Below are 24,623 nucleotides of genomic sequence, written 5' to 3'. Positions count from 1 at the left end.
AATTTAAGTGTTAAGATGTAAAACCCATAAAAATTATGCAAATACAGAATTCTTATGTTTAAAATTATCAAAGTTTTTACCTTATTATTTTTTTTTGCATGTTACGATAATGTTTACTCTGTTAATATTATAGAAGACAGTGAAGTAGAAGCAATGGTGAAAGAACTAGCACAGCCACTATTTTCTGCTGCGGGTATTGATGGTGACCAGGTAAGAGTTTTCATAGTTAATGACAATTCAATTAATGCTTTTATTATTGATAATAATAATATTTTCATTCACTTAGGACTTTTACGATACTCAACTGAACCATACGTTTTGCTTGGCATATTAGCACATGAGATCGCTCATATATCTGCTGGTCATATATTACAGATGAGTGTTACTGTAAGTCATTTACAATCAATAGCAATGATTGGCTGTATGATGGGACTGGTTTCGACTATTATTATTAATCCTCAGGTTACTAATACAATTTTGCTAAGTGGTATAGCACTCGGCTCAAGATTGTTTTTTAAATATTCTCAAGAGCAAGAAAGTGCAGCAGATAGGTATGCGTTAAGGTACCTTGATAAATCCGGTTATGATAATTCAGGTATGAAAAAGATTTTTGGCTACTTAAAGAGTGTTGAGCACGAAAATACCAAAGGGTACTTTCGCACTCATCCACTTAGTGATAAGCGCATAATTGCTGTACAGAATTATAAGGTTAAAAACGATGTAAAGCCAATTCTCGCAGATAAATTATTAAAATTTAAGCATATAGTCGCAAAGCTAGATTCTTTCTTTTCTCCTATCCATGTATTATCTGATAAATATGAAGATAATTCTGAATGCGTAAATGCTATAGTTCACTACAGGCAAGGAAAGATAAAAGAGGCCATTGCTATAATTGATTCGTTAGCTCAGAAGTCACATAGTGACCCATATCTATATGAATTAAAAGCAGAAATGTTGTATAAGGCTGGAAATCTAAGTGAAGCAATAAAAACTTATGAAGAATCACTAAAGTATTTATCTGAGAGGAACAGCTATCTGGTGAAACTTGCATTATCTCATACTCTACTATTATACGGAGATGTAAAGAGGGCAATTTTTTACCTAGAGCAAATCGCAAGTACAGAACCGAGTAACACCTTTATTTGGAAGTATTTAAGTATTGCATACAAACGTAATGCTGATATAGCAATGCATTATTTTGCTTTAACAAAAAAAGCTTATATTGAAGGTAATTTAGAACAATTCATAAAATATGCTAAGTTAGCTATTAAAACTTTACCAAAAGCCAGTCCCTACTTATTACAAATTGAAGATATGAGACAATTTAATAAATAATAAGTATTTTAATACATTATCAATTTTACTATTTTTTCGTTCCACAGTTTTCCAGCATAACTTTTACACTATCATTCATATTAGGTATAACCTTCATTATGATTGTCTTAGCACCAAAAAAAACACCACAAAACACGCCTAAAGCAAAGAGAGCTGGCCAAGGCATTCTCCCAAATATTGCAAGCAAGGATGCACCGATTATTACCACGGTCATCAGTGGACCACCTATCCCCCAAATATAACCAATAATGTTACATATCACTTGAGCAGTTGTATCATCTATATCAGTACCTCCACCACCAGAAGTAGTTGGATAACCTAAGAAAAGCAATATCACATATAAGATATTTAAAAATTTTCTTATTATAGAGCCCATTTTTTTGCCTTTGATAATAAACTAATGTAGTAAAACTAATTTTAGTTTATGCATACTTATTTTAAAGTAAAGTCTATAGCTTGTCCATAAGTAAGATTTTACTACATAAATAAACCGCCATTAATATTTAGCACATGTCCTGTAATATATTTTGCCTCATCACTTGCTAAAAATAGAACCCCTGCTGCTACTTCTTCTACTGTTCCCATTTTTTTCATTGGAATATTATCTAATATTTTTTTCTTTTGTTCTTTAGTTAAAACTTCAGTCATCTTAGTGACTATAAACCCAGGAGCAACACAATTAACTGTTATATTCCGACTTGCAACCTCTTTCGCTATAGATTTGCTCATAGCTATTATTCCAGCTTTTGACGCTGCATAATTTGCTTGTCCAACATTCCCTGTTAATCCTACTATTGAAGAAATATTTATAATCCTTCCCCAGTTATTTTTAATTAGTTTCCTACACGCTTCTCTACTCAACTTAAACGTGGAGTTTAGGTTAATATCAATTACTTTTTGCCATGCTTCGTCTGTCATTCTCAATAGCAGACCATCCCGTGTAATACCTGCATTGCATACAAGCCCATCAAAACCTGCCATCAACTCGCTTGCTTTGTTTACTAGTTGATTTACTTCCTCAGCATTTGATAAGTTACAAGGAAGTACATGCATGTTCTTTTTATACTGCTTAGCAATTCCTTCGAGAATCTCTCTTTTTGTACCAGAGATACATAAAATTGCTCCGGCTTTATGCATAACTTCTACAATTGCTCGACCTATCCCACCTGAAGCACCAGTAACAAGAAACTTTCTACTTTCCAATTGAAACATAATGACTTCATTTTTCTGATTACTAGCAGAACATTGTTTAGTTAGCAATGGGTTTCTTATATACATAAACAGCTTTGGTACTCACTAAAAGTCTTAGTTTAGATAAAATATAGCAAAATTGTTGTTATTAAACGATTGATTCTGATGCTCCAGTCTAAATTAGATGCTTAAGTCATGAATTTCTTAGTTTTTGCATATTACCTTAGTACTAATATAAGCCCACAGTAATGTATAATAAGTAAGTTAAAAAAAACTGAGCACTGGATTTTCTTTGACAGGGTTCCTTGGCCATAGTGATAATATAAATATGCAAGAGATAAGAAAGAAAAAAAATCCAAAGTTTTTAGATAGAACTTTCATATTAATTGATATGATGACAACTTTTATTTTAAAACGTAAGGGAAATAACGTAAATGAAGTCCTGAGAATAACATGGGGACCGCTATTTTTTGGCTTGGTGGTAATATTCATCTTTTTTGGAGTAGGAGGCATTTGGTCAGCTGTAGCTCCAATTGATGGAGCAGTACGTGCAAGCGGAGAAGTTATTGTATCTTCAAGCAGAAAAGTAGTTCAGCATTTAGGAGGAGGAATAATAAGCAAAATTTTAGTCAAAGAGGGTCAAGCAGTCAAAAAAAATGAGCCTTTAGTTTTACTAAACGATGTTAATGAGAAGGCAAATTTAAGTATAGCTAAAGAGAAGCTCTTATCGCTTTTGACAACTGAAGCAAGATTGATTGCTATTAGGGCAGGATTAGACAAAATTGAGTTTCCTGATGAAGTTAAAAAGTTGTCTAACAGTGAGCTTGTAAACAGAGTGGTAAAAAATCAGATAGAATTATTTTATTCTCAGCGCAAGAGTGAATTAGGAAAAACTGGTGTACTGCAACAACGCATAAAACAGCTACATGACGAATTAGTAGGACTGAATTATCAACTAGATGCAGCTCTTAAACAATACAGCTTAATAGCTGAGGAACTGGAAATAAATAAACAGCTTCTTAGCAATGGCTATATAGGCAAGTCGCATATCTTCGCTTTGAAAAAACAGCTTGCTGAAATTGAAGGTAGAGTCGGTCATTACCGCGCTGCAATATCTCGAGCACAGCAAAAAATCGGAGAAAATGAATTAGAGATCGTAAACGTAAGAAACGATTCTCAAGAAAAAGCAAACACCGAACTTAAGGAAATCAGTACATCTATCGCTGACTTAAGAGAGAGGTTAATGGTTGCAGAAGACACGTTAGCGCGCACAGTAATTAGATCGCCTCAAGATGGAATAGTTACAGACATAAGATACCATACTGAAGGCGGTGTTATACAATCTGGAGTTCCAGTTATGAGCGTAGTGCCGTCTAATGATGATTTAATAATAGATACTAAAATTCAGACTAGAAATATAGAGGAAATAATATCAGCACAAAAAAAAGGTACCAATATAATCTCCATTGACGGATTAGAAGGGTTAAAAGTCAAAGTAAGGCTGAGTGCTTACAGTGCGCGTCGTTTAAGTTTAATTAATGGTATAGTAAGCCATATTTCTCCTGATGCTCTTGATGACCCAAAATTAGGACGTTATTACTCAGTACGTGTAGTGATACCAAAATCAGAGCTTGCTCAATTTAAGAATGTATATCTATATCCTGGTATGCCAGCAGAAGTATATATAGTTACCCAATCCCGCACTCTTTTATCATTCTTATTTGCACCTATAATTGCAACAGTTGATAGATCTTTTATAGAAAGGTAGATAACTCGTTAGAGTAAATAGACTTTTTTCGTAATAATATTTAAGTACCGCTTAGCTATTTTGATAATAGCCTTCTTATAGGTCTATGTTCATAGAATCAAATTATGTTTAGTATTTCAACTACATCTATAATAACTCTTCTGAAAACTCTTTATAATGGATCAATTCCTAAGTGTGAAAAATATTTAATTTAGTAATAAAATAGGTAACTTGAGTAGAAAATAGTGAGAATGCAGTGCAATATACTGAGTATCTTTACTAATTTAAGAAATTTAAAGCACATTAAGCCTCACCTTATCTCCTTTAATAAGGCCAAATAGACTCTCGCTTGAAGTGTATCTTGAAAAAGACTAGCGAATATGAAAAAGGAGTATATAAGACAATTTAGTCCTTAGTGTAGATAGATATATTCTTGTTCTGAGAAAAATAAATCCATACTACAGTATATAAACTTTTATATATGGTTGAAAACAAGTTTAACTTAACCTGGAGCAAGAGTTTTCTCAATAAAGTTTATTAAGGATCGAGCAAAACCTGAAACAAGTAGTAGATGTTCTCCTGCACGAATAATTGCTGATTAAGCCATATTAAAGGGAATATAAGCCTATCAAACTGCAAAATCACGTGCACATAAATTATCTAAGAGTAAATATTATAGGTAATGAAGTAAATAAATATAGTACCAAATTAACGTTAAAGATGTAGCTAAAGTGCAAAGCAGCTGAACTAGTAAACTTTTTTTTCCTGGAAATAAAAAATTAGCCCTATATTTGAAAATGATGATTAATTTATCAGAATGCAGTTAACTTTTAAGGCATTTCAAAGTATAGTTTAGTAATACAGTAACCAAACACAAATGAAGACCATTTTAGCTGTTGAAACAAGCTGCGATGAAACCGCAGTAGTAATCATAAATAGTGCTAAGCAAGTCCTCACTCATCAAATTCTTTCTCAAACAGAGCATAAAGAGCGTGGTGGAATAATCCCTGAAATAGCGTCACGTGCTCATATGGAACATTTAAGTGATCTAATAAAAAGTGCTATAAACAAGTCTAACATTAACTTTTGCGATTTGGATGCAGTTGCGGCGACATCAGGACCAGGACTCATAGGTGGATTAATAGTCGGTACAATGATGACTAAAGCGATTGCGCATGTAACACAAAAACCGTTCATTGCTGTTAATCACTTAGAAGCACATGCATTGGTTATTAGGTTACTTTATGAGGTCGAATTTCCATTTTTGGTTTTGTTAATATCAGGTGGTCACTGTCAACTTTTAATCGCGCAAGATGTAGGTAAATATATTAAACTCGGAGAAACATTAGATGATTCGTTAGGTGAAGCGTTTGATAAAGTTGCCAAGATGCTAAACTTAAACTATCCGGGAGGACCATTGATAGAAAAATTAGCTAAGAAAGGTGATAGTACAAGATTTAAGCTTCCAAGGGCAATGATAAAACGTTCTGGATGTAATTTTTCTTTTTCTGGAATCAAGACATCAGTAAAAAACTTAGTGCAGAAGCTTAAGATGGACGAGCAAGACGCGTATGATGTATGTGCTTCGTTTCAAGAGTGTATTAGTGATATACTACTTGATAGAGTCAAAAATGCGATTATTATGGCTGCATCTTTAAATATTAAAATCAAAGATCTTGTAATTACTGGTGGGGTTGCAGCAAATAACTTTCTAAAAGGAAAATTAAAAAAATACATAAACTTAAACATATTTTCCCCCCCAAGTAATCTATGTACAGACAATGCAATAATGGTTGGATGGGCAGGAATTGAAAGATTGAAGAGGAACTATATAGATCCGCTCAATTTTGCGCCAAGGCCAAAATGGGAATTGGAAAATTATTGAAAGTCTTCAGCTCTAGATTAGGCAATAAAAAAAATCTATCTCTTTTGATTACTGTTGTTTATATTTTTTATTTATGTATATTAATATTTTATTAACTTAAAGTTAACCAACTTCTGTTAATATTTTTGCAATAAAAACTATATATGCGGTGCATGTAATTAAAAGAAAGACTGTGGAAATCACCCCATCAATAAAAAAAGAATTGAAGCAAAGTACTCTATATATTTGCCTAGAAAAGTGCAAGAGTGCATTTTGGTTTATTTTTTGGTTTAGTTCAGGAATTAACTTGTTAATGCTATTCTTGCCACTTTATACCTCTCAAGTGCTTGATCGGGTAATATCAAGCGGAAGCGTATCGACGCTAGTTATGTTAACAATTATTACCTTATCTGCATTTGCCTGTTCTGCAATGCTTGAAATCTGTCGATGCTTAGCTATGGCAAAAATCGGTGATTGGATTGATAGAACTGCAACACCAGATCTAATAATAAGATCAATCAGGCTAACATCAGTGCAGAGCTTGACTTCCAGCGGTGAAGCAATACGGGATCTTGGGGTGATAAAGAATTTTATTGTAGGAAATGGTATATTTTCGTTATTTGATACTCCATGGTCATTGATTTACCTTGGTGTGATCTTTATGATACATACCTCTACGGGATTTATAGCTATTGCTGGAATCGTTATATTGATCTCCATGGCAATGTGGAATGAACTCGCTACTAAACGCATATTGCAAGAAACCAACGAAGAAACTATACGGAATATCAATGCTATAGATGTTGCAACAAGAAATGCAGAAGTAGTTGAAGCTATGGGTATGTCAGAATTCATAGTTTCTGATTGGTGTAAACGGAATGATCAAACCCGCATGATGCAAATCAAAGCACAGAATCGTTCTAATGTAATTACTGGAATTACTAAGTTTTTACGCTCAACTCTACAAATATCAGTAATTGGAACAGGCGCGCTACTCGCAATTACATCTCATAAGACTGCTGGTAGCATCATTGCTGCCTCCATTTTAATGGGCAGGGTATTAGCTCCATTTGATGCAGCAGTCCATACTTGGAAGTTTTTAAATCAAGCCATAATATCTTATGATAGGCTGCAAAGACTTATATTAACATCGCCAAAAAGGGAACAGACTCTGTCTCTACCAGAGCCTAAAGGAAAATTAGAATTTGATAGAGTATTTTTTACTCCTTATGGGAGCAATAAACCAACGATAAAGGGTATATCGTTTGTAATAGAACCAGGAGATATAGTTGGTGTTATCGGTACAAGTGCCTCTGGTAAATCAACCATCGCAAAATTAACTGTTGGTATATGGAAACCTATATCTGGTGTAGTAAAGCTGGATGGTGCTGATGTATATACTTGGAACCGAGAAAATTTTGGTAACTATGTTGGCTATTTACCTCAAGATATTGAACTATTCAACACCAGCGTTAAAGCTAATATTGCACGTATGAGACCAAATCCAAATCCTGAGGAAATAATTAAAGCAGCAAAAATTACAGGAATACATGAATTAATACTAAGTTTACCAAACGGATATGATACAACAATAGGAAGCTTTGGAGTGACACTTTCTGGTGGACAGAAACAGCTACTTGGTCTTGCAAGAGCTTTTTATGGTAATACGAAACTTTTAGTACTTGATGAGCCAAATGCTAACTTAGACAGTAATGGAGAAGCATGCTTAATTAAAGCGATCAACGCTGCAAAAAAGCAAAACACCACTACTATAATTATAACTCATAAGCTACTGTTATTATCCGTGGTTGATAAAGTTATTCTTATGTCAGATGGTACTATTTATAGTATGGGGCCAAAAGACGAGATTTTAAGCAAATTAGTTGCTTCATCGTCAAACAACACTACAGAAAGTGAACAGTCTTCAGCAAATGGCTAAAAAAAAAGGAAAGTGTAGTACTTTCCCTTTACCTTATAATCTCTTTTATTTATTAACGCACTCAGGTGTTTTTTGATTACCCTTTAAAAAGAAAATAAGCTTTTTCGATTCACTATTCCCCCACTGGAATCACGTTACTACTTTCTACTACAAGAGGTTTATTAGCAATTGTTGTGCTAGTTAATTATGAGGATCGAATATGCTAATATTATCTAAATAAGAAGAATGTTACTATTTCCTTCTTTTTTTACGTTAATTACCAACTCTCATGGATACCTTCTAAAATTACATAACAAACAGAATTATTAGTTACTCTGATTTTGTATCCTCCGTTTTTGGTATTGCTATTATCACCTTTTTAGTTTTCACATCCCAATTCTTTCATAGGATTTCATATCTGCTTACTTTTGCTATATCTTTTCCTTTATCTTCTGCAACCTTTCTTTCAACTACTTCTGAAAAAAACTTTTATTGTGGCTTTTGAGTTTAGTAATAGAGGAATTTTTTAGTACATTGCTACTAAGAGGTTTTCCGCTTAGGAGAAGAGGTGACGGTGGTGGTAAATTCACGCTTTGACTTAGTAAATAAGAAGGATGATATAAGCGTTACACTCGCATTTTTACTTGTGGCAAAAGAAGGAAAGAGAAAGGTGTAAGCAGTGTGCCAACTGAGAAGACTGAAGTAATGTAACTGTAGAAAATAACAATGGAGTAGAGATTGGTACACTGGTTATAGTAGACTCTTTTAAACATAAAGCAGATAAAGACGAAGATATAGCTGTTACTGCTGGCATTTGTGTGCTAACGCCATTACCATTTAATCTTTTTTCAAGAAGATTACATATGACCTCTGCTTTTTATTATTTATTGCATAAAAAGTCGTCTTAGAAAGATATATTACTGAGCTCAATGCAACAACAACTACGAAAATAGAGGTAATTACCACATGAAGCGTTGGTGCTATAGTAGTACTACAAATTGCTAGACTCATAGGATAAATAAATACCCCTCTTGTGAGAACAAATGCACATAGCAAAAAAGTAATAATTAAATGCTTTAACGAGGGTGAGATTGTAAAAGAACCAATTTTACCTTACATATTAATACTATGCTAATAGTAACTAGGTTAATGTTCCATGTCAATTAAAATTGTAAAATAAATTTTCTTGTTTACATTATATAAGTATGCTAATACTGCACTAAATTCATCAAAAAATCATACTATGAATAGCATAGCTGTGGAAATTTATAACAATACTTCCTACAATGTTTAATGAATTCCAATAAATTGCTTTTTAGTTATAGATGAATACAAGTTCTGTTAATATGTTTAATTCGAAATCTAAAAGTAAGCTCGTGATTTCTATTGAAGAAAGAAGTACAATGTCACTATATTTCAAGAATAATGTTTTAAATAAAAGACATTTTGTTAGGACAAAAACAATAAAACAGTATCTGAATTAAGTTCATGCCTTATGTCAAATAAGAAAGTACCTTTACATCTAATACTCAATCATACAGATCAGAATTACTTGCTACAGTCCATTTCAAGAATAAATAGAATCAGCTCCTATTTATCAGAAAAGCAAAGATGAAGCATTTTGCTTGCAAAATAATATAAGCTCAATTTTCTTAGTTAAGGATCAAGCAAAATCAATCAGAACTGGTATTATTTCTCCTTATTTGATCAAAAGCAAAGCACTTGTTGAATATATTGCCTCTAACTTTAAGTAAGTATTAATATTTTCTATAAAAATAAGTAATACAGTAAAAAAGGTTTTCTATCTCAGAACTATGATAATTGGAAAGTCATAGTTGTTATAATTAAAAGACTAAAAGCACAGGCAGATGGTTTTTAAAGAGAATAAAGTTGGCATCCATGCGTTTAGTGTAGTTTATTAATAATAATCTACCAGAAATTAAGGCTAGTTTTATTAATTAAAAATTTCTAAAGAAAAATATTAAAATATTAACTTCACATGAGTTAAGCAAATTACTAGAATGAGAATTAAATGTGGGTGAAAAAGACAGTTTCTCTGTGAGATCACATAACTCTATTTCACAGCTTTAAAAGTAAACAGCAGCTATTTTCAACATAAAAGAAACTAAAGAATTTTATCTGTTGAATTATCTTTATTCAAACTCTCCCTAAATCTTTCTATGCTTTACTTTAACTCTTATTGTAATCAACATCATTTGTCTATTGAATTTACATTTAAATCTTAATGTTGCTGATAACTTATCAGTAAAAAAGTAAACCTTAAAAATTAATCAATAAAGTACAACCAAAGCCATAATGTAAAAAATAGATGAATTTATGATTTTATTAATATTAAAAGCATTTTGTTTAAGGTAGAATGTCTTCTTCTTATATAAGTTAGATATGTAGAAAAATTGAAAGTACCAGGTTGTAGTGCAGAATTTTGCTCATTTAAGTAAAATTATAATGAGGCAAAAGATTATATTACTACAGCTTTAAAGTTCAATTTTTAACCTAATAAAGATGTTTCTTATTAAGACAAGAACTGCAGAAAAATTAAGCAATAATTTTCATACTATGACATTGATATTTCCGGTTTACCTGTCATTAAAGAGCAAAATATATTTATTGATGTTCAAATAGAGAGACTACGTAAGCAACAACCATTTTCTGATTAAAAGGAAGAGCTACAATTTGGTTTGTATTTTGCTTGTTATTTGCTCATTGGGTTAATAGTTTTTTAGTCCATGTTGTTGTTTATAACAAGAAAGTCTATAGTAAAAATCAAAATTCTATTGATGAGATACATTCTATAAATTTACAAATTACTGAGGTTCAAAAAAAAGGAAGTTATTTTAAGTAAAAGCCTAAATTTGTAGAAAAATTTTTTCTTCAAGTTTACACAGCAGTGGATACATTGCAAATTTCAGTTTTGAGCTCAGTAAGTTGCATAAAAGATACTACATGCTTGAAACTGAAGTGTCGATTTCTACACCTGAGAAAGTAAGATTACACAGTAAAAGTAAACACACAAAAGCAATAAAAAAGTGAAATTACCTAAGTTTTAGTTCAACTAGAAATAAACATATTTTTTATCTTTACAATCTGTCTAAGTTTGCCTGGTTATGTCATGATTAAACCTCTTATTTCTGAAAAAAGAGAGGAATATTGATACTGTAACTATGAATTAGATTTTGGACGGTAATATGGTAAAATAGTGAGAGCTAATATAGTTCTCAACTGGCACGCTATAATGAAGTAGATGAAATAATGAAGGTAAAAGAGCTATCTTTTGTTTTTACTATACTATTTTTCAAGGTCAATGCGTATTGCGACTGTAAAAGCAGTCTAGAAAATATAGAAACTTGTAAAAAATATGCCTGTCGGTAATATACTATTAATGATGAAGACCTCATCTAGCATAGAATGCTATAATTAAATAGTAGAGGTTTGTATGTATATTAGAAAAACAAGATAATGACGAAATAGTTTATATTATTACTCTAAGCAGGAGTGATGATAAAAAAAATATTTCGAAAGTATTTTCAAAATTAACAATCAAGAAATCGATAATTTTACTGATATATACGAAATTTACTTGCAAAGGAATGTTTCTTTATAAGCATCCGAAAGATAAAGGTATGTATAGAGTCATATAAATCAGAATGAGATAATAAGGGAAGCAGTAGAGAGTGATTTTGATGTTTTATCACAATATTATAATATAAAAAGTATTCTTTTAATGAGAAATTAGTCAGTAAGATAGTCAGCAAAATGGAAAAGTTTTACTTATGTTCTTCAAGAGAAATGATATTAGATGATTTCAATCATAAGATAGTGAGTTTAGTTAAATTTTATATTTTTTTCTAATACACTGAAAATGTGAGTAAAATGGGAAACTGTTTACAGGCATTAAGGACTTAAAAAGTCACTTAATAACCGGAAACTACATAATTTTTATGTGGACTGTAGATCAGAACATGATGAAAACCAAACAAGTAATTCAAAAGATATGTGTATTGACAGCATGAAAATGCTATGTTTGTGATTTATCCGAATCTAAAATTTAACTTAGTTAGCTTATCTACTAGGTAATTTAATATATGTGCGCTTGTAGTTCAGTTGGAGAGAGCGTTGCCCTCCGGAGGCAAAGGTAGAGGGTTCGAATCCCTCCAAGCGCATTTCCTATCAGATTTGACAATTGTATTTTAACATAAGATAATATAGGGAGTTTATTTTAAAGTACAATTATGTCCGCTGGTACAGTAAACAAAGTTATATTAGTTGGTAATTTAGGAAAAGATCCTGAAATTAGAACTATGCAGAGTGGGAAAGAAATGGCAAGTTTTTCAATAGCTACATCTGAAAATTGGACCGATAAGTTTTCTGGTATACGCTCTGAAAAAACGGAGTGGCATAATATTGTAGTGTTTAGTGAAGGATTAGTAAAAATCATCAAAGATCTCGTACGTAAAGGTAGTAAAGTTTACATTGAAGGTTCTTTAAGAACTAGAAAATATACTGACCAAAATGGGAGTGAAAGATATACCACAGAGGTAATGTTGCAGAATTTTAACAGCACTCTTGCAGTTTTAGATTCACGGTCAAATTCTGATTGTAAATCAAACGAATATAAGCAACGTGAAGTAGAACAAAAAAATCAGCATAGAGATTTTTTTGACAGTGAAATAAAGGAAGAGCTAATTGATGATGAAATACCATTTTAATAACTTCAATTGAAATTACTATCTCCATTTCTATGGACTGCCTGTGTTACTCCTTTTAATGATAAAGGAGATAGTATAGATTATAGCAGTTTACAGCTTTTACTTACAATGCAAGCTGAAGCCGAAAACGGTGTGGTGTTATTAGGTAGCACTGGTGAAAGTTTGTCACTTACTGATCATGAAAGGCGTACATTAGTTAACTTTCTATGTGGACTGAAATTAAGTACGAAAATCATAATTGGTGTACCAGGAGTGAATTTATATCAAACTCTTGAATGGCTTGATTTTTGCAAAGGCATGCCCATTTACGGCTATTTAATAACCACCCCAATTTATACAAAGCCTGGAATTATGGGGCAGACTTTATGGTTTGAAAAGCTACTCGAAAAAGCACATGTACCAGCTATGCTTTATAATATTCCATCAAGAGCAGGAGTAAGTCTTCATGTAGAAACTGTACGTAATTTGTCTAGCCACGAAAAGTTTTGGGCTATTAAAGATTCAAGTGGAACTATTGATACTTTAATCAAGTACAAAAAAGTTGCACCAAATATTAAAGTTTTTTGTGGTGATGATAATATGATACTTGATATGGCCGCTTATGGTGCAGATGGCTTAGTTTCTGTTGCTTCTAATCTTTGGCCATGTATAGTACATAAGTATGTTAAGCAATGCTTACTGTTATTCCAGCGTTATGCGCTGGAATCTAAAAAGGAAGCAACTACTAAAGTAATAGAAAATGAAGTAAAAAGTTCAACAAGTATCTGGCAGCAAGTCTGTAAAACACTGTGTATTACTAGTAATCCAATACCCACTAAAGCACTCTTGCATGATATTGGGATCATAAAGCACAAAACTGTCCGCCTACCACTCAGCACAGAAGACTTATCTTCTATTGAAGCACTAAGGCAAGCCAATGTAATGGTTTCCAAATGGAAAAAATTAATTAACAACTAAAAACAAAAGCAACAACTTAAGCCTTTTTTAATCAAAAACGATAACCCTTTTATTATTACATAATTCTGTAGCCAATGTCAATCATACAATTAAGGTTCTTTAATTAGTTTTCAACACGCTATAGTCTGTACAGCTCTGATGTCCTAAACTAACGGATATATCTAATCTTCAGCTGAACCGAAACTTAGGTTTATTGATAACTTAAAAAATCTTCATAAATGTCATTTAAATGGTGAACACTGTGAAATGACATTTTTTTACGGAGCTTTTTAAATTGCTTTAGCTACAAACACTTTAAAAGCTTACCAAATGAAAAAAAGATAAGGTAAAACCTGATTAATACCTGCTTAAAAAACTAGCATTCTACACTGCCTTAAATGTTTTATAAGTGCACTTTAACTCATATAATAAAAACCTAGAAATCTAAGTGAAATTAACAAAGATATTAAGCATATATAGTGTAAAGAATTAAACATCAGATATATCAACTACGCAATATTCTTATTACTTTAACTTGCATAAATTGAAAATAACTAAATAACCTTAGTTTGAGGTAAAGAAGCTAAAACGAACGTTTATCAAGTAGTTTTTTGTTTCTATTTAAATATAGACCTAGTGTACTGCCAAAAACTACATAAGAAGTCTACTTAATTTATTACAGCAAACACAGTTCACATTAGGTCTTTTGTGTCATTAAAATTTTTACAACATCAAGCGCTGCATAGGTAATTATTGCGCTTGCACCAGCACGCTTAAAACCAACTAAAGACTCATAAATTACTTTATCATAATTCAGCCAGCCGTTATTTGTTGCAGCTTTTATCATTGCATATTCACCACTTACTTGATAAGCAAAAATCGGAAAATTAAACTTATCACTTGCTGTTTTAATTATATCTAAGTATGGCATACCTGGTTTTATCATAATAAGATCTGCACCTTCGTTTATATCCATTTCAATTTCACAAATTGTCTCTTTTGCATTTCTATAGTCCATTTGATAACTACTTTTGTCGATAAAATTTGATGGTATACATGAACCAACAATTTGTCTAAATGGTGCATAGAAACTTGAACAGTATTTTACTGCATAAGACAATATCAACACATCTTGAAAGTTATTATCATCCAATGTCCTTCTTATTTTTCCTATTCTACCATCCATCATATCAGAAGGAGCCACTATATTACATCCTGCTTTTGCTAAAGCGAGCGCTTGCTTACATAATACTGACACAGTTTCATCGTTTTCCACATCTATCAGATCCCCTTTTAAAAGGCCATCATGACCATGAGTAGTATATGGATCTAGCGCAACGTCTGCAATAATACCAATACCAGGTACCTTTAATTTTACAGCATAAATTGCTTTGCAGATTAAATTGTCTTGATTATATGCTTCCTCAGCATTTTTAGATTTTAATTTACTGTCAACTACAGGAAAAACCGCAATAGCATTGATCCCCAAATCCTCAGCTTTTTGAGCTACAGAAACCAATTCATCTATTGAATAACATTTCATGCCGGGTAAACCTGGAATTGATTCAGTTGTTTCTTTTTTGTCATGAACAAAAAGAGGGAAAATCAAATCATTTACTGATAAAATGCTTTCACTCGTTAAATTGCGAATCCATTTACTTGAGCGCCTACGCCTTAAACGTGTGTTCGGAAAATTAAACATCATACCTTCTCTAAGATTGTCTTAACAAAAGTAAGTATCTATAGCATTTCTATAGTTTCTCTTCAAATTTTATTCTTATGAAAAAGGAGTATATAATTTGTCCGTTTATATCAATAATACATTCCCATTTCATGCAATTTTTTTATTTCATCTACTGAACGCCAGTAATTTTAGTAACAATATTTACAGAGACACTGGCCTTAAGTAAGTTTTTAGCCACAACTATTTTAACCTATTCTTATCTTCCATTAACCTTTATATGTTACTGATTCTTCTCATCAATAAAACTTGTCTAATTACCTCTTCATCAAGCTTTTTAATTACTCTACTCGACTTTTTGTAAATTTAGGCAACTCAATAAAAACAAATAAAAAGTTCTTTAAATAATATTCATTAAAGAAAAACCTTTTTGACCAATGTGATTACCAGACTGTCTTGAATAAGCTTTAGCAGCGTAAAGTTAAGCACGTCTTCAAAGCTCTTATTCCCATAGAGCTGCGCTCCACAATTTATCTGTTTTTCGTGAAAACCACCTTGCAAAAAATATTAACAATACTCTGCTCATCACAGAAGCGATTTTAGGATTTATAATGGTGCTGTGGGAATTCAACTTTTTGTGTTAATTTAACATTAATGAAGTCTAGGATGTCGTTTTGAAAAATAGGGTAGGTGAGAATATTCTTATTTTTCTCATATTGAAGATTTTTTTTTAAAGATTAATCCTATACAGCATATTTTTAATACTTCCCAATGTCATTAAACCTTTATTTACCTTCATTTTTGTTCTAAATTTCTACAGAATCCCATAACTTGCTTTTACACACCTATCTCACTACTCTGCTAAGAGCAATACTTTAAAAACTACTCCTCCCCCTCATTTTTTATCCTAAGCCAAGTTTCTTGAACTTTTATCACTTTCGTTCCTTAAAAAAAGAATCAACCTTTTTTACTATTAGATTTCTTATTTTCTCTATTTTGCTATTCTGCTAAATAGAGTTTTAATGAAAGTCCCATTTTACTGTGCTTAAATCTACCCCTTCTTGCACCATTTCCCAAAGCGGGCTCATTTCTCTTAGCCGCCCAACATTCTTAGCAACAAGATCCGCCGCGTATAAAATTTCATCTTTAGTTGTAAATCGGCCAAGACCAAATCTAATTGATGAATGTTCAAGGTCATGACCATTATTTAGTGATCGTATAACGTAAGAAGGCTCAAGAGATGCAGATGTACATGCAGAACCAGAACTTACCGCTAAATCCTTGATTGCCATGATGAGAGATTCACCTTCAACATAGGGGAAACTTAAGTTTAAATTGCCAGGAATTCTATTTTTATAATCGCCATTTAAAACAACATCAGGAAATGCTTCTTTTATCTTGTTATACAAAATATCTCTTAGTTCTTCCAACTTGATTGCTTCTATTTCCATTTCTTCTTTAGCAATACGCGCTGCTTCACCAAAACCGACCGAAAGAGGAGTTGGAACTGTTCCAGAACGCATACCTCTTTCCTGCCCACCACCACTAATCAATGGTGTTAACCTAACACGAGGATTTTTTCTACGAACATATAATGCACCTATTCCCATAGGTCCATAAATTTTATGGCTAGAAAGGCTCATGAGATCAATGTTCATTTCATTAACATCAATTGGCACTTTTCCAAAGCTTTGGGCAGCATCTGTGTGAAAAAATATATTATGCTTTCTGCATATCGCACCAATTTCTTTAACAGGTTGCACTACTCCAATTTCATTGTTTACCATCATCACTGAAACCAGAATTGTTCTGTTAGTAATTGCTTTTTTTAGCTTCGATAAATCGATAATTCCATTTTGCTTAACAGGTAAATATGTAACTTTAAAGCCTTCACTTTCCAAGTGCCGACAAGAATCCAAAACGCACTTATGCTCTGTGCAGACAGTTATTATATGATCCCCTTTATTTTTATAAAAGTGAGCAACACCTTTAATCGCCATATTGTTTGACTCAGTTGCACCTGAGGTAAAGACAATTTCCTTACTATTTGCGTTCACTAGATCCGCAATATACTTCCTTGCTTTTCCCACTGCTTCTTCAGCAATCCAACCGAACGAATGACTACGGGAATGTGCATTACTAAATTCACCAAAATAAGGTATCATCACCTCTAAGACACGAGGATCTACTTTAGTAGTAGATTGGTAATCAAGAAATATCGGTAACTTTACTTCAATATTGTGTGTTTTCTCATCCTTTACATTCATAGTTATTATAAAAATTTGAGTGCGGAATCTATACTTTATAACACTAAAACTTAACTTTTTCAAGACATAATTTTGTCTCGAATACAAAATCTAACTGCTAAATATTGTTACCATAAAGATAACTATTTATTATAAGAACAAATATTCGTTGATGAATTGCTTTTAAAAAATTTACCAGACAAAAAAAGGCAAAAAAAATCATAGGCAGATAATTATTTATTAACTTCAAAATATTGGCGTCCTTGTTCTAAGCGCTATATTTAACTACATTTTAAATGCAACTAGCTAAATTATAGATATTAAGGAGCTTACTAAGCAAAAAAAACAGAATGGACCTAAAACAAAACAACTAGTACTCTAATTCTCATTTATATCTATTTAATGTCTTTGCTGTCCAAAAATACTATACAAGTATGTTTCAACTTGCAAAAGTCTAGTGTTTTAAAAGATATAAGACGTACACAATGCAAAAAATTAAACATAACATACATCAAATACATTAAGTTTTTTGTCACTAATTTACTACAAAATTATAAAAATAAGTAAATAATTCCAACCTTATGGTGAAAGAAGCAATAAAACTCACTAAGCAGCTTTCGTAGCTAATACACTTCCATGCTATCCTGCTAATGAAAATTTTTCTTTACCAAGCTTCACATAAAATGATGCCTATTTTAGAAAGGTTTACCTCAGTCTATTATTGACAATCATGATATTTGTTCCTAAAGTTTTTGCAGCAAATAATAGCTTATTAAACACCGACTGCATAATATAAATTGGTGATCATACTTATTTTACTACAATATAGAGAAATTTATACCATTTTATAGCGATATCAAGATTGTGGTTCTTTTCATTTAAATAATGGCTATACGAGATGAATAATTCTTTAAACTCAAAAACAGTTTTAAACATCAACAAAAAGTTGTATAGCTACTTTAGCCTCAGTGCTGCTGGTGAATTTTTAGGAATAGACCTAACTAAACTACCTTGCTCACTAAAGGTCTTACTTGAGAATTTATTACGTAACGAAGATGGAGTGAATGTAAGATTTGATGACATAAAAATACTAGCAAGTTGTGTGGAAAAACACGTTAATCATGAAATTAGCTACAAACCGGCAAGAGTGTTGATGCAAGATTTTACAGGAGTTCCTGCTATTGTTGATTTAGCCTCAATGCGTAGTTATATAAAAAAAAGTGGAGGTGACCCAAGTAAAATAAATCTATCCGTACCTGTTGATCTTGTAATTGACCATTCTGTTCAAGTAGACAGTTATGGAAGCATTTCTGCGTTTAATAAAAATGTTGAATTGGAAGTAAAAAGAAATTTGGAGAGGTATAAGCTTTTGAAGTGGGGAGAGTCATCCTTCAAAAATTTTAGAGTAGTGCCACCTGGAACAGGAATTTGTCACCAAGTAAATATCGAGTATTTGGCACAAGTTGTGTGTAACAAAAATGGGGTTGTGTACCCTGATACTGTAGTCGGCACAGATAGCCACACTACTATGGTTAATAGTTTATCAATTCTTGGTTGGGGTGTTGGTGGAATAGAAGCTGAATCTGTAATGCTTGATCAACCAATTAGCATGATGATCCCAGAGGTAGTGGGATTTAAATTAACTGGAAAACTCTCAGAAGGAGTAACTGCAACTGATCTAGTACTGACAATTACAAATATCTTGAGAAAAAAAAGTGTTGTTGGTAAGTTTGTAGAATTTTATGGTAGTGGGTTGGATCATTTATCTATAGAAGACAGAGCAACCATAGCTAATATGGCTCCAGAGTATGGTGCAACTTGTGGCTTTTTCCCAATTGATCAAAAAACACTAGATTATTTAAATTTAACTGGAAGGCCAGAGGAGTTAATCAAATTAGTTGAAGTCTATGCAAAAGAACAAGGATTGTTGCGAAACAGTAACGAGTTAGCGTTTTTTGACATGTTGGAGCTTGATTTATCAAGTGTAAAACCAGTAATGGCCGGTCCTAAAAGACCACAAGATAAAGTTTTTCTTCCACAAATTTCAGAATCTTTTTCTCAATCGTTTCCAGTTAGTAAACTAGAGAAAAGCGATAAACTTCAAGACGGAAGTGTGGTTATTGCTGCAATAACCAGCTGCACCAATACCTCAAATCCAAGCACGATGATTGCTGCTGGTCTTGTAGCACGTAATGCAGTCAAACTTGGAATAAAATCAAAACCTTGGGTTAAAACTTCTCTTGCCCCAGGATCACAAGTTGTAACGGAGTACTTAGAAAAATCAGGATTACAAGAAGATCTAAATGCTTTAGGTTTTAATTTAGTTGGGTATGGCTGCACGACTTGCATTGGAAATTCCGGTCCACTTGATAAAGATATAGAAGATGATATAAAAAGCAAAAACTTAACTGTCACTGCAGTTTTATCTGGTAATCGTAATTTTGAAGGAAGGATTCATCCTTTAGCTAAAGCTAACTACTTAGCATCTCCGATGCTTGTTGTTATATATGCACTTGCAGGTACTATACGAATTGATTTAACAAAAGATCCTATATGTAAAAATAAAGATGGAAACAACGTTTATCTAAAAGATTTATGGCCAACAAACAGTGAAATTGAAAACTGTGTCAGAAGTGTTGTAACACGTGAAATGTTCATACAAAAGTATAAAAACGTTTTTTCTGGTAACAAGTATTGGCAAAAAGTAAAATGTAGAAAAAGTAAAATCTATAGTTGGGATACAAAAAGCACTTATATACAAAATCCTCCTTATTTTATTAGTTCATCAATGAAGAGCAATAAAAACAATGTAATTAACATAAAAAACGCGCAGATACTAGCAATATTTGGTGATAGCATAACCACTGATCACATTTCTCCTGCTGGAAATATTGCCTTAAATAGTCCTGCGGGCATATATTTAAAAGATCTTGAAATTGAACCACAAGATTTTAATTCATATGGATCTCGTCGTGGTAACCACAACGTGATGATGCGTGCAACCTTTGCTAATATCAAAATAAAAAACGAAATGGTGAGTATCAATGGTGGATACACAAAGCATATTCCCTCTCAAGAAATCATGCCAATTTTTGATGTGGCAATGCGCTATAAGAAAGAAGCTGTCCCATTAATTGTTGTTGCAGGAAAAGAATATGGTACAGGTTCAAGTAGAGATTGGGCAGCAAAGGGTACTGCATTACTGGGAGTTAAAGTTGTAATTGCAGAGAGCTTCGAGCGCATACATAGGTCCAACTTAATTGGTATGGGTGTTCTTCCACTTATATTTCAAAACGGAATAACTAGAAAAGCATTTCGCGGTAGTGAAATAATAGACATAGAAGGTAAAATAGTGCCAAATGGAAATCTAGAATGCGTTATCAAAAGAAAAGATAATTCAAAGCAATCAATTCAACTCAAATGCTGCGTGCAAACTGCAACTGAATTAAAGTATTTAATAAGTGGTGGAATATTAAACTACATACTTGTACACTCTTCTCAACTTAGCAAAGTTATTGAGTAATTACTAAACTTTCTTTATTCGGTTCTAGCCTTTTATATAAATAAAGGTTTATTATATGCGGAGTTATGGTATAATTTTGCCTTATATAGTAAAGGTGTTTTATAGGTAATTATGATCAGTTCTATACAAGAACCTAACGAACTGCGAAAGCGTTTGCAGGGGTTTTATCGTACTGACGAAAGAAACTGTATGCGTTATCTTGTAGAAAAGATAGAACTTTCGGCTGATTCGAGAAACAGAATTTACAATATTGCAAAACAAGTTATCGAGAAAATTAAAGGTAGCAAGCTAGGTATCATAGATTCTTTTATGCAACAGTACTCATTTTCCAATGATGAAGGAGTGGCGCTAATGTGTATTGTTGAATCACTACTTAGAATACCAGACGATTATACAATAAACCAACTAATCAAAGATAAAATTGCTAATCAAGAATGGAGTAAGCACTTAGGGCGTTCTTCTTCATTGTTTATCAATGCTTCTACGTGGAGTTTAGTAATAGGAAGCAATATTCTGAAAAGAAACAGAGAAGATCCAAAATTCTATCATGCAATTTCTAGGTTACTTAAAAATTTAGGGGAGCCAGTAATCCGTAAAGCAGTAAAACAAGCGATGTTAATGCTTGGTAAGCACTTTATCATTGGAGAGAGTATAGAAAAAGCATTAGAAAGTATAAAGTTAGATGATCACAGCAGATATTTATGCTCTTTTGATATGATTGGTAAAACTGTTTGCACAGCTGAGAATGCAGAAGAATATTTTAATTCTTGTATGCATTCAATAAAAACCATAGGCGTGTCTACTGATACTAGTAATTGCTTTAAATCTCATGGAATTTCGATCAAGTTGTCTTCATTACACCCACGTTATGAATTCAGCCAATTTGATAATGTAGCTGAAGAACTAAGAATTAAAGTATTGAAGCTTTGTCATGAAGCAAAGAAATATAACATTTCATTGTGTATAGATGCAGAAGAATCAGAAAGACTCGAGATGTCATTAGTCTTATTCGAGCAATTACGTCTTGATGAATCGCTTTCTCAGTGGAATGGACTTGGTTTTGCTGTACAAGCATATCAAAAACGTGCTTTATCTGTTCTTGATTTTATTGAAGATATTGCTATTCGATCAAAACATAAAATTATGGTAAAGCTTGTGAAAGGAGCATATTGGGACTCAGAAATTAAGCACACGCAGGAATTAGGATTAATTGGGTATCCAGTGTTTACTAGAAAAAGCTATACAGATGTGTGCTACCTTGCCTGCGCACAGAAACTTTTAAACAAAGCAAGTCATTTTTATCCATGCTTTGGAACTCATAACGCTTATACTTTTGCTACTATAATGGAACTTGCTGACAAAAACCACCCTGGATTTGAGTTTCAGCGCTTACATGGAATGGGTAAGCGCTTGTATGATTATGCAATGTCAGAACTTGCAACAAGTATTAATTGCCGTGTATATGCTCCAATTGGCAAACATAGTGATTTATTGCCGTACCTTATTAGACGCCTTCTTGAAAATGGAGCTAACAGTTCATTTGTTCATCAAATAAATGATTCCAATATTAAAATTGAAGAGTTAATTTCAGATCCATTAGAAAAAGCTAAAAGCTTAGAGTACGAACCTCATCCAAGCATTCCGTTGCCACAAGATATTTTTGGAAAGGAAAGAAAGAATTCCTTAGGTATTGATATTAGTGATTCAGTTACAATTTCACAACTTGCAAATGATATGAAAGAACTTAGCAAAAAGAAATGGCAAGTTGGACCGGTAATTAACGGAGAGTTACTATTTGACAGTACTGAGTCTACCAAAGTAGTTAATCCAGCACATTTAGAAAATATAATCGGGAAAGTGTCTAATACAACAAATAATCAGGCTTTGAACGCTCTCGAAATAGCACATAATGCTTTTGCTAAGTGGCAGAATGTTTCAGCAGAAGAACGTGCTGAGTACCTTGAAAGAGCTGCAGATTTACTTGAAGAAAGAATGAAAAAGCTGATTTACATTCTGATTGTGGAAACAGGAAAGATTTTACCTGATGCAGTAGCAGAAGTAAGAGAGGCAGTTGATTTTTTACGTTACTATGCAATGATAGCAAAAAATAAACTGAATAACTGGAAAAAGTTATCAGGTCCAACGGGTGAAGATAATTTCATTTTTTTTGAAGGTAGAGGAGTTTTTTTATGTATATCACCGTGGAGCTTTCCACTTTCTATCTTTATTGGACAAGTTTCAGCTGCACTTGCAGCAGGTAATGTGGTGCTGGCAAAGCCAGCGAAGCAAACACCAATTATTGCTTATGAAGCTGTTAGAATACTGCACGAAGCTAAAATACCTAAAAATGTACTGCATCTTATTCCAGGAGACGGTCAGTACTTAAGTAAGATATTGGTACCAGATAATAGAATTTCCGGTGTAGCTTTTACTGGTTCAATACAAACTGCTCAGGTAATTAATAGAATGCTTGCTAGCAGAGATGGTCCTATTGTACCGCTTATCGCTGAAACTGGTGGACTAAATGCTATGATTGTCGACAGCTCAGCTCTCCTAGAACAAGTAACTTCAGACGTTTTACTTTCCGCATTTCGAAGTAGCGGTCAACGCTGTTCTGCTCTTAGAGTGCTATTTATTCAAGATGATATAGCAGAAAAACAGATAAAGATGATATGCGATGCGGCTCAAGAATTAAAGATTGGTGATCCAATGCAGCTTAGCACTGATGTTGGTCCGATAATTGATAAAGCATCTGTTGACATGCTAACTAAATACACAGAAAAGATGTCAATGGACAAAAATTCAAACCTTTTATCTAAAGTACCCATAAGTATAAATTCTCATAGTGGTTATTTCTTTCCCCCATATATTTATGAGGTGCAGAAAATTTCGCAATTAAAGGAGGAAATATTCGGTCCAATTTTGCATATCATACGCTTTGACAAGTCTCAATTAAGTGAGGTTATAAATGATATAAACAGCACAGGACATGGACTTACGTTTTCTTTACAGAGCCGCATACAAAGCCAAATCAATTTAATAAGTAAGAAAGTATCAGTTGGAAATGTGTACATAAATCGCAATCAGATAGGTGCAGTAGTTGGCGTACAACCATTTGGCGGTAGGGGATTATCCGGCACTGGACCAAAAGCTGGTGGTCCTGATTATTTGCAACGTTTTTCTACAGAAAAGGTTATAAGTATCAATACTACAGCATTTGGTGGCAATACTAAGCTTATGTGTTTAGGTTGATTTACAGATATTCTTCTTGTTTTTAAAAGATTAAAATTTTAGCTAAAATAGATTCAACTTATTTTACTTTTGCCTTTTATCATATTTAAAATTGCATTCACAGCAACCCTTAAATATTATACTATAGCTAACATGTAGAATCTTTTTGTAAGAGTTAATTAATATATAATGCACTTCGGATACACTGTTCACAAAAGTATGAA

The 24,623-nt window shown here is 32.7% G+C and carries 12 protein-coding genes and 1 tRNA gene; 9 read left to right on the top strand and 4 right to left on the bottom strand.

The genetic code is table 11. The annotated features are described in order from the left end of the window. Positions 1 to 54: 54 nt before the first annotated feature. Complete coding sequence (locus tag WOO_RS02845) at positions 55 to 1,335, top strand: M48 family metalloprotease (protein ID WP_014869172.1); 1,281 nt, start codon at positions 55 to 57, stop codon at positions 1,333 to 1,335. 28 nt (positions 1,336 to 1,363) lie between these two features. Here WOO_RS02845 and WOO_RS02840 read toward each other — a convergent pair whose 3' ends face one another. Both WOO_RS02840 and fabG read right to left on the bottom strand, forming a co-directional pair. Continuing rightward, entirely contained in the window at positions 1,364 to 1,711 is a 348-nt protein-coding gene (locus WOO_RS02840; protein ID WP_014869171.1) for a TrbC/VirB2 family protein, read from the bottom strand. 101 nt (positions 1,712 to 1,812) lie between these two features. Continuing rightward, on the bottom strand, positions 1,813 to 2,547 hold the full coding sequence (gene fabG / locus WOO_RS02835) for a 3-oxoacyl-[acyl-carrier-protein] reductase (protein ID WP_025264118.1): 735 nt from the start codon (positions 2,545 to 2,547) through the stop codon (positions 1,813 to 1,815). Positions 2,548 to 2,854: 307 nt separating this feature from the next. On the opposite strand from fabG, the gene WOO_RS02830 reads away from it, so the two are divergent. The 6 genes from WOO_RS02830 to dapA all read left to right on the top strand — a co-directional run bounded on the left by WOO_RS02830 (position 2,855) and on the right by dapA (position 13,739). Next, complete coding sequence (locus tag WOO_RS02830; RefSeq protein WP_083848120.1) at positions 2,855 to 4,294, top strand: HlyD family type I secretion periplasmic adaptor subunit; 1,440 nt, start codon at positions 2,855 to 2,857, stop codon at positions 4,292 to 4,294. Positions 4,295 to 5,150: 856 nt separating this feature from the next. Beyond that, positions 5,151 to 6,158, top strand: coding sequence for a tRNA (adenosine(37)-N6)-threonylcarbamoyltransferase complex transferase subunit TsaD (gene tsaD, locus WOO_RS02825; protein ID WP_014869168.1), 1,008 nt, complete (start codon positions 5,151 to 5,153; stop codon positions 6,156 to 6,158). Positions 6,159 to 6,330: 172 nt separating this feature from the next. Continuing rightward, positions 6,331 to 8,076, top strand: a complete 1,746-nt coding sequence (locus WOO_RS02820) for a type I secretion system permease/ATPase (RefSeq protein WP_044135505.1) — start codon at positions 6,331 to 6,333, stop codon at positions 8,074 to 8,076. A 4,086-nt stretch (positions 8,077 to 12,162) separates the two neighbouring features. Then, positions 12,163 to 12,236 (top strand) — tRNA-Arg (locus tag WOO_RS02815). A 69-nt stretch (positions 12,237 to 12,305) separates the two neighbouring features. Then, a complete protein-coding gene (gene ssb, locus WOO_RS02810) occupies positions 12,306 to 12,782 on the top strand; it encodes a single-stranded DNA-binding protein (RefSeq protein WP_014869166.1) in 477 nt (158 codons plus the stop codon). 9 nt (positions 12,783 to 12,791) lie between these two features. Beyond that, positions 12,792 to 13,739 (top strand): 4-hydroxy-tetrahydrodipicolinate synthase, encoded by a 948-nt coding sequence (gene dapA / locus WOO_RS02805; RefSeq protein WP_014869165.1) that lies wholly within the window; start codon positions 12,792 to 12,794, stop codon positions 13,737 to 13,739. A 676-nt stretch (positions 13,740 to 14,415) separates the two neighbouring features. On the opposite strand, the gene hemB is transcribed toward dapA, so the two are convergent. Together hemB and WOO_RS02795 are read right to left on the bottom strand one after the other, a co-directional pair. Then, positions 14,416 to 15,420 (bottom strand): porphobilinogen synthase, encoded by a 1,005-nt coding sequence (hemB, locus tag WOO_RS02800; RefSeq protein ID WP_014869164.1) that lies wholly within the window; start codon positions 15,418 to 15,420, stop codon positions 14,416 to 14,418. A gap of 998 nt (positions 15,421 to 16,418) precedes the next feature. Then, entirely contained in the window at positions 16,419 to 17,666 is a 1,248-nt protein-coding gene (locus WOO_RS02795) for an IscS subfamily cysteine desulfurase (protein ID WP_044135426.1), read from the bottom strand. An 877-nt stretch (positions 17,667 to 18,543) separates the two neighbouring features. Between WOO_RS02795 and acnA the strand changes: the two genes are divergently transcribed. Both acnA and putA read left to right on the top strand, forming a co-directional pair. Then, positions 18,544 to 21,168: an aconitate hydratase AcnA gene (acnA, locus tag WOO_RS02790; protein ID WP_014869162.1), complete on the top strand. Its 2,625-nt coding sequence runs from the start codon at positions 18,544 to 18,546 to the stop codon at positions 21,166 to 21,168. A gap of 111 nt (positions 21,169 to 21,279) precedes the next feature. After that, on the top strand, positions 21,280 to 24,420 hold the full coding sequence (gene putA / locus WOO_RS02785; RefSeq protein ID WP_014869161.1) for a bifunctional proline dehydrogenase/L-glutamate gamma-semialdehyde dehydrogenase PutA: 3,141 nt from the start codon (positions 21,280 to 21,282) through the stop codon (positions 24,418 to 24,420). The last annotated feature ends 203 nt before the right edge of the window (positions 24,421 to 24,623 follow it).

The sequence above is a fragment of the Wolbachia endosymbiont of Onchocerca ochengi genome, from assembly GCF_000306885.1.
Classification (GTDB): domain Bacteria; phylum Pseudomonadota; class Alphaproteobacteria; order Rickettsiales; family Anaplasmataceae; genus Wolbachia.
This window is presented reverse-complemented; position numbering and strand designations above follow the sequence as displayed.

Coding starts and splice junctions, on each gene's coding strand:
- WOO_RS02845 (WP_014869172.1), top strand. CDS start 55: ATGTTTAAAATTATCAAAGTTTTTACCTTATTATTTTTTTTTGCATGT.
- WOO_RS02840 (WP_014869171.1), bottom strand. CDS start 1,711: ATGGGCTCTATAATAAGAAAATTTTTAAATATCTTATATGTGATATTG.
- fabG (WP_025264118.1), bottom strand. CDS start 2,547: ATGTTTCAATTGGAAAGTAGAAAGTTTCTTGTTACTGGTGCTTCAGGT.
- WOO_RS02830 (WP_083848120.1), top strand. CDS start 2,855: ATGCAAGAGATAAGAAAGAAAAAAAATCCAAAGTTTTTAGATAGAACT.
- tsaD (WP_014869168.1), top strand. CDS start 5,151: ATGAAGACCATTTTAGCTGTTGAAACAAGCTGCGATGAAACCGCAGTA.
- ssb (WP_014869166.1), top strand. CDS start 12,306: ATGTCCGCTGGTACAGTAAACAAAGTTATATTAGTTGGTAATTTAGGA.
- hemB (WP_014869164.1), bottom strand. CDS start 15,420: ATGTTTAATTTTCCGAACACACGTTTAAGGCGTAGGCGCTCAAGTAAA.
- WOO_RS02795 (WP_044135426.1), bottom strand. CDS start 17,666: ATGAATGTAAAGGATGAGAAAACACACAATATTGAAGTAAAGTTACCG.
- acnA (WP_014869162.1), top strand. CDS start 18,544: ATGAATAATTCTTTAAACTCAAAAACAGTTTTAAACATCAACAAAAAG.
- putA (WP_014869161.1), top strand. CDS start 21,280: ATGATCAGTTCTATACAAGAACCTAACGAACTGCGAAAGCGTTTGCAG.